Annotated in this window: 8 protein-coding genes; 7 read left to right on the top strand and 1 reads right to left on the bottom strand. The window is 67.6% G+C overall.

The features are described 5' to 3' along the window. The first annotated feature begins 12 nt into the window (after nt 1–12). From KIK15_RS08775 to KIK15_RS08760, 4 genes are all read left to right on the top strand, one after another. Nucleotides 13–1,467, top strand: a complete 1,455-nt coding sequence (locus tag KIK15_RS08775) for a condensation domain-containing protein (protein WP_214243781.1) — start codon at nt 13–15, stop codon at nt 1,465–1,467. 79 nt (nt 1,468–1,546) lie between these two features. Continuing rightward, the gene (locus KIK15_RS08770; RefSeq protein ID WP_214243780.1) at nt 1,547–3,343 is read left to right on the top strand and encodes an acetyl/propionyl/methylcrotonyl-CoA carboxylase subunit alpha; all 1,797 of its coding nucleotides are present in this window, start codon (nt 1,547–1,549) and stop codon (nt 3,341–3,343) included. Between the two features lie 14 nt (nt 3,344–3,357). Beyond that, a complete protein-coding gene (locus KIK15_RS08765; protein WP_214243779.1) occupies nt 3,358–3,771 on the top strand; it encodes a hypothetical protein in 414 nt (137 codons plus the stop codon). 203 nt (nt 3,772–3,974) lie between these two features. After that, a complete protein-coding gene (locus tag KIK15_RS08760; RefSeq protein ID WP_250324299.1) occupies nt 3,975–5,009 on the top strand; it encodes an alpha/beta hydrolase family protein in 1,035 nt (344 codons plus the stop codon). A gap of 96 nt (nt 5,010–5,105) precedes the next feature. On the opposite strand, the gene KIK15_RS08755 is transcribed toward KIK15_RS08760, so the two are convergent. Continuing rightward, nucleotides 5,106–6,332, bottom strand: coding sequence for an acyl-CoA dehydrogenase family protein (locus tag KIK15_RS08755; RefSeq protein ID WP_214243778.1), 1,227 nt, complete (start codon nt 6,330–6,332; stop codon nt 5,106–5,108). Nucleotides 6,333–6,532: 200 nt separating this feature from the next. On the opposite strand from KIK15_RS08755, the gene KIK15_RS08750 reads away from it, so the two are divergent. The 3 genes from KIK15_RS08750 to KIK15_RS08740 are packed head-to-tail and all read left to right on the top strand — an operon-like array spanning nt 6,533 to nt 12,658. Then, complete coding sequence (locus KIK15_RS08750) at nt 6,533–7,012, top strand: hypothetical protein (RefSeq protein WP_214243777.1); 480 nt, start codon at nt 6,533–6,535, stop codon at nt 7,010–7,012. 40 nt (nt 7,013–7,052) lie between these two features. Continuing rightward, nucleotides 7,053–11,873: an ATP-dependent helicase gene (locus tag KIK15_RS08745; RefSeq protein WP_214243776.1), complete on the top strand. Its 4,821-nt coding sequence runs from the start codon at nt 7,053–7,055 to the stop codon at nt 11,871–11,873. Then, the gene (locus tag KIK15_RS08740; protein ID WP_214243775.1) at nt 11,873–12,658 is read left to right on the top strand and encodes a DNA-formamidopyrimidine glycosylase family protein; all 786 of its coding nucleotides are present in this window, start codon (nt 11,873–11,875) and stop codon (nt 12,656–12,658) included. The genes KIK15_RS08745 and KIK15_RS08740 overlap by 1 nt, the downstream gene beginning before the upstream one ends. Nucleotides 12,659–12,665 lie beyond the last annotated feature (7 nt).

The raw sequence follows: 12,665 nt of genomic DNA, 5'->3' as shown, positions 1-12,665 counted from the left end.
TCCGGCACGCCGATGAAGTTCATCCAGATGATGGATCAACCGGTCGAGCCGGGCGGGTTGGTGGAGTGGGTGCCGTCGTCGGCGGGCGGTTTCGCCGAGTGGATCACTGATCCCCGACCCACCTCGCACAACCACGAGATGCATCTGCGCTCAGCGCTGGAGTATCGCTGGCGCACCCGCCGCGAAGGCGGCCGCGAATCGTGGTTGGGGCTGGCGATCGAGTTCGACGAACCGATGTCGGTGCCGGCCATCCGATCGGCGCTGACCGGTTGGATCGACCGCCACGAGGTGCTGCGTAGTCACGTCATCGTCAAACACTCCGGGCTGCAACGACTGAGCACCCCGCCGGGCACCGTGCACCTGAAGATGGCGCGGATCGGTTGGTACTCCGAGGCGGCGCCGCTGCTCGATCAGCTCGCAGGCGCCTTCGACCGGGCCACCGCACCCATCCAGTGGCCGGCGTACCTGTTCGCCACCGTTGCCCGCGAACGGTCCTTCACCCTGCTCTTCGCCGGCGATCACTCGTTGCTCGATGGATACTCCCTGATTCTGGGGCAGTACGAGCTGGTGGAGCTGTACCGTGCCGCGCGGGCCCGGATCGATCCGGCCCTGCCCCCCACCGGCAGCTACGTTGACTTCAGCGCCCAGGAACGGTTGCGCGCCGATGCCGCCGACACCGATCACCCGGCCGTGCAGTCATGGCGAGAGTTCCTGTCCAACAACGACTATCGCCTCCCAACGTTCTCGCTGTCCGATGATTCACCGACGGTGCCCACGCCGATGACACCGATGCCTTCGGTGCCCGCACAGACCGATCCCGACGGTCCGGCGCAGTCGTCGGTCAACATGGCCCTGCTCGACGACGCCGACGCCGACCGGTTCACCGTCACGTGCACCGAGGCAGGCGGCAACCTGTTCGCCGGGGTGCTGGCCGCGCTCGCGCTCACCTACCATGAGCTGGGAGGTGGCGAGTTCTGTTGTCTGACAACCCGTCACACCAGACGCGAAGCGGTCTGGCTGGGCGCGCTGGGATGGTTTGTCGGCAATGCGCCGGTCACGATCGCGGTGTCGGACAACGACAGCTTCCCCGACCTGGTGCTGCGAGCCACCGGCGAGATGCGGCGCACCAAGGTCGCCGCGGACCTGCCGGTGCTGCGGGTCGCCGAGGTCCTCGGCGCCTACAGCGACCCCAAGTTCGTGGTGTCGTTCATCGATGCACGCACCACGCCCAACGCCGCCGACGCCGACGCCGGGGGCGCCCGGGTGCTACGCAGCCACAGCTATTCCGACGACGAGGTGTTCATCTGGGTCAACCGGGTCTCCTCGGGGTTGCGACTGTCCGCGCGCTTCCCCGCGCAGGGTGGGCTGCATACCCAGGTGGCCGATTTCCTGCCCGCGTTCGCCCAGACGCTGCGAAGAATCCTCGACCAGCGACCACCCCAACCGATCAATCGCTCGGTGGGTTAGGGTGCTCTGCGACAGCTTCCCGACGAGCAGTAGCCACCAGCGACCCAGTAGTGGCGCGCACACCGCAACAGGAGAACAAGTGCCCAGTCATGCCAGCCCGGTGATCAGCAAGGTTCTCGTGGCCAACCGAGGTGAGATCGCCGTCCGAGTGATCCGTGCCGCCCGGGACGCAGGCCTGAGCAGCGTGGCCGTCTACGCCGAACCCGATGCCGGCGCGCAGTTCGTCAAGCTCGCCGACGAGGCGTTCGCCCTCGGTGGTCAGACCTCGGCCGAGTCGTACCTGGTGTTCGACAAGATCCTCGACGCGGCCGCCAAGTCCGGTGCCGACGCCATCCACCCCGGATACGGGTTCCTGTCGGAGAACGCCGACTTCGCCCAGGCCGTCATCGACGCGGGCATCACCTGGATCGGCCCCTCGCCGCAGTCCATCCGCGATCTCGGCGACAAGGTCACCGCGCGCCACATCGCGCTCAAAGCCGATGCGCCGATGGCCCCGGGAACCAAGGACCCGGTCGCCGGCGCCGACGAGGTGATCGCCTTCGCCCAGGAACACGGTGTCCCGGTGGCGATCAAGGCCGCCTTCGGTGGCGGTGGCCGTGGCATGAAGGTCGCTTACACCATCGAGGAGATCCCCGAGCTGTTCGACTCCGCCACCCGCGAGGCCATCTCGGCCTTCGGCCGCGGCGAGTGCTTCGTGGAGCGCTACCTGGACAAGGCGCGCCACGTCGAGGCCCAGGTCATCGCCGACCAGCACGGCAACGTCGTCGTCGCAGGCACCCGCGACTGCTCCCTGCAGCGCCGCTTCCAGAAGCTGGTGGAGGAGGCGCCCGCACCGTTCCTCACGCCCGAGCAGCGCGAGAAGATCCATTCCTCGGCCAAGGCCATCTGCCGGGAGGCCGGCTACTACGGCGCGGGCACCGTGGAGTTCCTCGTCGGCTCCGACGGCCTCGTGTCGTTCCTCGAGGTGAACACCCGCCTGCAGGTCGAACACCCCGTCACCGAGGAGACCGCAGGCATCGACCTGGTCCGCCAGCAGTTCCGCATCGCCGCCGGTCTGCCGCTGGAGATCACCGAGGACCCCACCCCGCGGGGACATTCGTTCGAGTTCCGGATCAACGGCGAGGACGCCGGGCGCGGCTTCCTGCCCGCACCCGGCCCCATCACCGTCTACAAGGAACCCACCGGCCCTGGCGTGCGGGTCGACTCGGGTGTGGTGGCCGGCGACGTCATCGGCGGGCAGTTCGACTCGATGCTGGCCAAGCTGATCGTCACCGGCGAAACCCGCGAGCAGGCGCTGGAGCGCTCGCGGCGGGCGCTGGCCGAATTCGAGGTCGAAGGCCTGGCCACCGTGCTGCCCTTCCACCGCCACATCGTGTCCAACCCGGCCTTCGTCGGCGACGGCAACGGGTTCGACATCTACACCAAATGGATCGAGACCGACTGGGACAACCCGATCGAGCCATACACCGGCGGTGGGTCCATCGACGACGACGAATCGACTCCCCGACAGACCGTGGTCGTCGAGGTCGGGGGCCGACGGGTCGAGGTGTCGCTGCCCGGTGACCTGGCGTTGTCCGGTGGCGGCAACGGCGGCGGCGCCGGCGCTGTGCGCAAGAAGCCCAAGGCCCGTACCCGCGCCAAGGGCGGCGGTGTCGCGGTGTCCGGTGACGCGATCGCGGCCCCCATGCAGGGCACCGTGGTCAAGGTCGCGGTCGAAGAGGGACAGACCGTGTCCGCCGGCGACCTGGTCGTGGTGCTCGAGGCCATGAAGATGGAGAACCCGGTGACCGCCCACAAGGACGGCACCGTCACCGGCCTGACGGTCGAGCCCGGTACCCCGGTCACCCAGGGCACCGTCTTGCTCGAGATCAAGTAGCCCTCAGGTCCGTCGTGGACCCCATCGAGATCAACGCCGGAGCCTGGTATCTGCGTGCACTGCGCGCCGATGACCGGGTGTCCGACGTGCCCGCGTTGGCGACCATGGCGTTGGGCGCCTCGCCCGTTGAGGTCATCGACGCTGCCGCCGCAGGCTGGGCGCACGAGCGGCGCTTCACGTGGGCGGCCTGCCAGCCGACGACGGGTGAACTGTTCGCGCTGATCACCGTCGTCGCATCCAACGATCCCCCGGCATCGGCGCAACTCCTGGTCTTCACCCGTCCTGATGTGGCCGACTCCGGCGCGGCCGCCCACGCGGGTGCCGCGGCAGTTGTCCGTTTCGCGCGGTCCGCGTTGGAACTGCCGATGCCCGAATTCACCGATGTGGACTTCGACACACGCCTCTGGAATTCGTCCCACCGCGACTGAGATGGGCCACAACAATTCCGATCTGCGCGTAGGAAATGTCCGAATTCATTGCCCGGCAACGGATAACAATTGGTGAACGATGTCGCCCTGAACTGCCATCACTGGCATTCCGGACCTCCGCGCGTGTGGTGATGACCTACGATCAGATGTCTGATGAGCGCGGGGAAGGTTCCGTGCCGCAATTGCCAGAGAGGCTTTTCATTTTGAGGATCCGGCTTCACACCCGCCGCGCCGTCATCGCCGCCAGCAGCATCGCGGCCATCGCATCCATCGCACTCGTGCCCACAACCGTAGCCACTGCGGCGCCGGCACTGCCGAGTGTCGGCGTGAAGTCCAGCGACGGTTCGTCGTTGGAGAGCGTGTCCGCGGTCAGCGGTCAGGAACTGAACATCACTGTGCGTTCGGCGGCGATGGACAAGGTCATCCCGCTGACCGTGCTGCTGCCGGCCGACCGCAGCAAACCGCGGCCCACCCTCTACCTGCTCAACGGAGCCGGTGGAGGCGAGGACTCGGCCACCTGGCAGCGCAACACCGACATCGTGTCGTTCTTCGCCAAGAAGAACGTCAACGTCGTGGTCCCCAACTCCGGTGCCTGGACTTACTACACCGACTGGATCAAGGACGACAAGGTCCTCGGCAAGGTGAAGTGGTCGACCTTCCTGGGCAAAGAACTGCCCGAGATCATCGACAAGGCCCTGGGCGCTTCCGGCAGCAACGCGATCGCGGGCATCTCGTCGTCGGCCACCTCTGTGTTCAACCTGGCCATGGACAACCCTGGGCGCTTCAAGGCCGTCGGCTCTTACAGCGGATGCGTCGCCTCGTCGGCCTTCGACGGGCAGACCTACATCAAGCTGGTCGTCAACGGACGTGGCGGCGCCGACCCCACCAACATGTGGGGCCCGTATGACGGTCCGCTGTGGAAGGCCAATGACGCGATCGTGTCCGCGGCCAAGCTGCGCGGGCTGAGCATCTATGTGTCCAACGGAAGCGGGCTCCCCGGACCGTATGACTCCCCCGACAAGGTCCGCTTCGGCACCACCTTCGGCGAGCAGATCCTGCTGGGCGGGCCCATCGAAGCCGCCACCAACTTCTGCGCACATCGACTACAGAGCCGACTGGCCGAGTTGAAGATCCCGGCGAAGTTCCACTTCCCGCCGGTGGGCACCCACTCCTGGAACTACTGGGAGGACGAGCTGCACCTGTCCTGGCCGCAAATGGGACGCGCGATCGGCGCCTGACCTCACCACCTACGACACGGCCCACCGAGATCCTCGGTGGGCCGTGTCGTTGTCTGGGACCGATCGACTGGGACCGATGGTCTGAGTCGGGATCGATCAGTCGGCCAGCAGCCCCTTGGCCACGTGGGTCACCTGGATCTCGTTGCTGCCGGCGTAGATCATCAACGACTTGGCGTCACGCGCCAGCTGCTCCACCCGATACTCGGCCATGTAGCCGTTACCTCCGAAGAGCTGCACTGCCTCCATCGCCACCTCGGTCGCCGCACGCGATGAGTACAGCTTCATCGCCGAGGCCTCGGCCAGGCTCATCTGCTTGCCGGCGCGGCTGCGTTCCACCGCGCTGAACACCATGTTCTGCACGTTGAGGCGGGCCACCTCCATCTCGGCGAGTTTGAGCTGGATGAGCTGGAACTGAGCGATGTTCTTGCCCCACAGGGTGCGCTTCTTGGCGTAGTCGACGCTCAGCCGCAGACATTCGTTGATGATGCCCAGCGACAGCGCCGCGATGCCCACCCGCTCGGCCACGAAACCTGCTTTGGCCCCGGCACTTCCGCGCTTGTCGTCACCGAGGTCTTCGGTCTCGCCCAGCAGCCGGTCGGCACTCACCCGCACATTGTCGAAGAACAGCTCACCGGTGGGCGAGGACATCATGCCCATCTTCTTGAACGGCTTGCCCTGGGTCAGCCCGTCCATCCCCTTGTCGAGGACGAAGGTGAGCACCTTTCGGTCGCGTGGAGGGGTGCCGTCCTGCTCGTCGAGTTTGGCGAACAGCACGATGGTGTCGGCGTAGGGACCGTTGGTGATGAAGGTCTTGTTGCCGTTGAGGATGTAGTCACTGCCGTCGCGGCGCACCGAGGTCTTCATCCCGCCGAAGGCGTCCGATCCGGAGTCGGGTTCGGTGATGGCCCACGACCCCACCTTCTCCATGGTCACCAGCTCGGGCAGCCACCGCTTCTTCTGCGCCAGCGTGCCTTTGGCCCGGATGGTGGCAGCAGTCAGTCCCAGGCTGACACCGAGTGAAGCGACGAGCCCCAGGCTCACCCCAGCCAGTTCGGTGTTGAGCAGCAGCATGGCCGAGTCGGCAAAACTCGACGATTCACTGCGCCCCGCGCGTTCGGCTCCTTCGGCCTCGGCCGCCAGCTCCTTCTCCAGGGCATCGCGCTGCATGTCGGCAATCCCAAAGGCGGCGAACATCTTCCGGATGATGTCGTAGGGCGGCAGCGCTCCGCTCTCCAACTCGTCGATGTGCGGGCGCACCTCCTTGTCGATAAACCCGCGTATGGCATCGCGCACCATCAGGTCTTCTTCGGACCACTCGAACATGACTCTCCTCCACCGGCGTCGGCTGTGCCCAAAACTGAACTCTGTTTCAGGTTCGAACTCAGAGTGCCACTCGAGGATGGCGTTGTCCAGGTCACCACCCCTGCGGCCGTAGGGTGAAGACCTGTCTGGTACTACTCGGTACCACCTCGTGTTACGCTCGCCCTACCGATCCAGACCCCCTTCGACAAGGAGCCTCACCCATGACTGCTCGCACTCGAATCGCCGCCACCGCCGCCGCCGCTGGCTGCACCGTGGCCGCGGTCGTCGGACTCATCGCGCCGACCACTGCCACCGCCGAAACCGGAGGACCCGGAACGTATCTCGGTGGATGCAACGTGCTGTGGACCAACCCGAACGACCCCTCCCCGTTCGCCCGCGGCTACGGATCTGTGCATTTCTACCAGGCCGAACCAGGTGCAGTGCGCTCCCTTTTCACCGGCAATCCACAGACCACCACCGGCTACCAGCTGCACCCGAAGGTCGCAGGCGTCAACAAAGCCGACGGCGTGCTTGCGGAGACGTATTACGGCGGGTTCGACGTCACCGGGCAATCTGCCGAGATCGAGATGAGCCCCAACGTTTTCACGCAGGCCGGCACCATCGAGATGACCTTCACCCTGCGCGCTGAGGGATTCACCAGGACCGTCACCAGCTGCACGACCTCGATCGTGGTGCGGTAGCCCCCACCACCGCCCTCGGGGGGTCGTGGATCATGGAGGCATGACCTCGACCGCGGCCGCCGACGTGCTCGCCCGGTTCAGTGCGTCGACTCGCGATTGGTTCACCGGAGCGTTCCCCGACGCCACCGCCGCGCAGGTCGGCGCCTGGGAATCGATCTCGGCCGGCGCGAACACGCTGGTGGTGGCGCCGACCGGTTCGGGCAAGACCCTCTCGGCGTTCCTGTGGGCGCTCGACCGCCTGGCCCGCGAGCGTGCCGCCGACGACACATCCACCGCACCTGCCCCGACACCCGCGGGGCGAGGCCGCCGGGCACCGGCAGCACCCGCACGCGGCACCTCGGTCCTCTACATCTCGCCACTCAAGGCGCTTGCCGTCGATGTCGAACGCAACCTGCGCGCGCCGCTGGCCGGGCTGATGCGCTCGGCGGCGGCATTGGGTGAACCCGTCCCCGACATCACCGTCGGGGTGCGGTCCGGCGACACACCACCGGCCATCCGACGTCAGTTGCTCAAGACTCCACCCGACATCTTGATCACCACCCCGGAGTCACTGTTCCTGATGCTCACCTCCTCGGCGCGCGACACCCTGACCGACGTGCACACCGTCATCGTCGACGAGGTGCATGCGGTGGCCACCACCAAACGTGGCACCCACCTGGCGCTGTCGTTGGAACGGCTCGACAACCTGTTGTCGAGCCCGGCGCAGCGAATCGGGTTGTCGGCCACCGTTCGTCCCGCCGAGCGGGTGGCGCAGTTCCTGGCCGGATCGGCGCCGTGCACCGTGGTGGCGCCGCCCGCGGCGAAGACCTTCGAGTTGTCGGTCGACGTGCCGGTGCCCGACATGGCCAACATCCCCGCCCCCGAGGGCGTCGGAGAGTTCGACGACGAGACCGCACCGACGGCGGGATCGCTGTGGCCGTTCGTGGAGAACGGGATCGTCGACCTGGTCGAAGCCAACCGATCGACCATCGTCTTCACCAACTCGCGGCGCCTGTCCGAGCGACTCACCGCACGACTGAACGAGATCCACGCCCAGCGCCACGGAATCGACCTCGACGACCAGGCGAACCCGGCCGTTCCCGGCGGCGCGCCGGCGTATGTGATGGGCAGTGGCGCCAGCGCCGGCGCACACCCACTACTGGCCCGAGCCCACCACGGGTCGGTCAGCAAGGAACAACGCGCGCTCATCGAGGACGACCTCAAGGCTGGGCGCCTCAAGTGCGTGGTGGCCACCAGCTCGTTGGAGCTCGGGATCGACATGGGAGCAGTCGATCTGGTGATCCAGGTGGAGACTCCCCCATCGGTGGCCAGCGGTCTGCAACGCATCGGCCGCGCCGGGCACCAGGTGGGTGAGATCAGCCGGGGGGTGGTTTTCCCCAAGCACCGCACCGACCTGATCCACTCGACGGTGGCGGTGTCGCGGATGCGCGCCGGGTTGATCGAGGAGATCACTGTTCCGGCCAACCCACTCGACATCCTGGCCCAACACACGGTGGCGGCCGCGGCGGTGGACACCCTCGACGTGGAGGACTGGTTTGCCACCGTCCGCCGCGCGAAACCGTATGCGACACTGCCACGCTCGGCGTACGAGGCGACGCTGGATCTACTGTCGGGCCGCTATCCCTCCGACGAGTTCGCCGAGTTGCGTCCGCGCGTGGTGTGGGATCGCGACGCAGGCACCATCACCGGGCGTCCTGGTGCGCAGCGACTGGCCGTCACCAGTGGCGGTTCCATCCCCGACCGTGGCCTGTTCGGCGTGTTCATGGTCGGCGAGAAGGGAACGCGGGTCGGCGAACTGGACGAGGAGATGGTCTACGAGTCACGCGTCGGCGACATCTTCGCCCTGGGCGCGTCGAGCTGGCGGATCGAGGAGATCACCCACGACCGGGTGCTGGTGTCACCGGCGTTCGGATCGCCTGGGCGCCTGCCGTTCTGGATCGGCGACTCGGTGGGCCGCCCCAGTGAACTCGGCGCTGCCATCGGTGCGTTCGTCGGCGAGCTGGGTGCGGCGTTGCCCACCGGCACCGAGCCCACCGGCGCCGACCCCGGCGACGTCGTCATCCCCGTCGACCTCGACGCCCGGATGAACGAACTGGGCCTGACCACCTATGCGCGCGACAACCTGCTGACCCTGATCGCCGAACAACGCAGCGCCACCGGCCATCTGCCCACCGACAAGACCCTGGTCATCGAACGGTTCCGCGACGAACTGGGCGACTGGCGCGTGGTGCTGCACTCCCCCTACGGACTGCGGGTACACGCACCGTGGGCCGGAGCCATCAGTGCACGCCTACGGGATCGTCTCGGTCTGGAGGGGGTGGTGACCGCCGCTGACGACGGCATCATCGTGCGGCTCCCCGACACCGAGAACGATCCGCCCGGTGCCGCGCTGTTCACCGTCGACGCCGATGAGGTCGAACAGATCATCACCGACGAACTGGGCGGATCAGCGTTGTTCGCCAGCCGGTTTCGTGAATGCGCGGCCCGCGCGCTGCTGTTGCCACGCCGCAATCCCGGTCGCCGGGCTCCGCTGTGGCAGCAACGGCAACGCAGCGCATCGCTGCTGGCGGTCGCGGCCAAGTTCCCGCAGTTCCCGATCATCCTCGAGACGCTGCGCGAGTGTCTGCAGGACGTCTACGACCTGCCCTCGCTGATCAATCTGTTGCGCGAGATCGACACTCGTCGGATTCGCATCGTGGAGATCGAGACCACGGCCCCGTCACCGATGGCCGCATCGTTGCTGTTCGGCTACGCCGGGGCGTTCATGTACGCCGACGACGCGCCGCTGGCCGAACGACGAGCCGCCGCACTGTCGTTGGACACCGCCCTGTTGGCGCAGTTGCTGGGTCGGGTCGATCTGCGGGAACTGCTCGATCCCGCGGTCATCGCCGACGTGGAGGCCAAGTTGCAGCGCACGCATCCGGAGCGTCGCGCGCGCGACGCCGAGGGCATCGCCGATCTGCTGCGCTGGCTGGGGCCGCTGACCGAACCTGAGATCGCCGACCGATTCACCGCGAGCGATACTGATGACGCTGTGGCGCAGACGGATTCGACGCGTGCGGTCATCGCCGAGCATCTGGCACACCTACAGGTCACCAACCGCGTGATCGCGATACATCATGCGGGTGCGCTGCGATGGGCGGCCATCGAGGACACCGCCCGGCTGCGTGACGCCCTCGGCGTCCCCACCCCGATGGGCGTTCCCGCGGTGTTCACCGAGCCTGTCGCCGACCCGCTCGGTGACATCATCAACCGCTACACCCGCACCCACGGGCCGTTCACCGTGGCCCAAGCCGCCGAGTCGCTCGGCGTCGGTGTGGCCGTGGTCCGCGACACCCTGATGCGGCTGGCCCGCGAGCGCCGGGTCATCGAGGGTGACTTTCGGCCCGAACCGGCCGGCTCAGGTGCCCAGGCAGAGCAATGGTGCAACACCGAGGTGCTGGCCACGCTCCGGCGGGGATCGCTCGCAGCCTCTCGCGCCGAGATCGCTCCAGTGTCCACCGACGCCTTCGCCCGATTCCTGTTGACCTGGAACCACATCGGCGTGCAACCCAAGGCCGCCCTGCGGGGCGTGGACGGGGTGGCAGCCGCGATCGATCAGCTGGCCGGGGTGCCGGCCCCCGCGTCGGCCTGGGAATCGCTGATCCTGCCCAGCCGCGTTCGCGACTACCAGCCGGGGATGCTCGACGAGTTGCTGGCCGCAGGCGAGGTGGTGTGGGCCGGGCACGGTCGGCTGGGCACCGCCGATGGGTGGATCAGCCTGCATCCCAGCGACCTGGCACCCTTCACACTGCCCGAATCCACCGAGATCGATCTCACCGATCTCCACCGACGCCTCATCGAGCAGCTCGGTGGCGGAGGGGCGTTCCAGTTCCGCCAGCTCGCATCGGCCCTCGCCCCCACCGCCGATTCCGGCGCCTCGGACGGTGCGTCGACCGGTGCGCCGGTCGTGGGGGACGCCGACATCGAGCGAGCACTGTGGGACCTGGTGTGGGCAGGCCACATCGGCAACGACACGTTCGGACCGGTTCGGGCGCTGCTCAACCCGCGACCGTCGAGCACCGGCCCGCGCGGCACCCCCGCGCACCGTAGCCGCGGACGTGCCCCGCGCCTGCGCGCGCACCGGTTGTCCACCAGCTACCTCACCACCAACCAACTGGCGCTGCGTCAGACCCCGCCGACAGTCGGCGGACGATGGTGTGCGCTGGATCGTCGCATCGACGACCCCACCGTGGCCACCCACGCCCTGTGTGAACAGCTCCTCGAACGCTACGGGGTGGTGACCAAGGGCTCGGTGGTCAACGAAGGCGTCGACGGGGGGTTCTCGCGAATCTACAAGGCACTGAGCACCTTCGAGGACAGCGGCAAGGTGCGACGCGGCTACTATGTCGACGGCTTGGGTGGGGCACAGTTCGCCGCCACCGGCACGGTGGACCGGCTCCGCGAGCACGCCTCCGATCCCACCACCGAGGACTCGTCGACCGAGGTGTCCCCCGTCGGGGTGGTGTTGGCGGCCACAGACCCGGCCAATCCCTACGGTGCGGCACTGGGTTGGCCCGAATCCGACGGCCACCGCCCGGGCCGCAAGCCCGGAGCGCTGGTGGTGTTGGTGGACGGGCGCCTGTCGATGTTCGTCGAACGGGGCGGCAAAACCGTCCTCACCTGGGCAGCCGACGCCGACGATCTGGCGGCCGCCGCCACCGCATTGGCCGAGGCGGTGCGCTCGGGTCGGGTGAGCCGACTGCAGATCGAGAAGGTGGACGCCGAACCCGTATTCGGCACCGACCTCGCCCGTGCTCTGACCGAATCCGGGTTCACCGCCACTCCGCGTGGCATCCGGATGCGTCACGCGGTGCGCTGATGCCCGAGGGAGACACCGTCTACCAGGCTGCGGCCCGCGTGCGCGCAGCGTTCGCCGGAAAACCGCTCGCCTACAGCCAGTTCCGCGTACCGCGCTACGCCACGGTCGACCTGGTGGGGCGCACCGTGGAATCGGTCCGCTCGATCGGCAAACATCACCTGATCGACGTGGGTGACGACTGGGCCATCCACACCCATCTCAAGATGGAGGGCGCGTGGGTGGTGCACCCCATCGGGACCCGCTGGCGCAAGCCGGCGTTCACCGCCCGCATCGTGTTGCGCACCGACACCCACGAGGCGGTGGGCTTCGACATGGGCATCTGCGAGATGTTGCGTCACCCCGATGAGGCGCTGGCCTATCTGGGTCCGGACTTGCTGTCACCGGACTTCGACCGAGATCTCGCCGTGGCCAACCTCGCTCGCGACCCGAGCCGACCGATCGGGCTGGCCCTACTCGATCAACACCTGATGGCCGGGGTGGGCAACGTGTACCGCTGCGAGTCGTGTTTCCTGCGCGGTGTCGACCCGCACACCCCGGTGGGCGAGGTGGATCTCGACGCCATCGTGGACCTGTGCCAGCGGATGTTGCTGGCCAATCGTGATCGCACCCGATCGACCACCGGCAATCCCACATTCGCGCAACGCTATTGGGTGTACGGACGTGGCGGGCGGCCCTGTCGCCGCTGTCGCACCCCCATCACCCGCGAGTTCCTCGGCGAAGACGCCGCCCGAGCCCGGGGCTCCGAGGATCGCGTGCTCTACCGCTGCCGCCGGTGTCAGACCTGACCCGTGT

The sequence above is a fragment of the Williamsia sp. CHRR-6 genome (assembly GCF_018474015.1).
Taxonomy (GTDB): Bacteria; Actinomycetota; Actinomycetes; order Mycobacteriales; family Mycobacteriaceae; genus Williamsia_A.
This window is presented reverse-complemented; position numbering and strand designations above follow the sequence as displayed.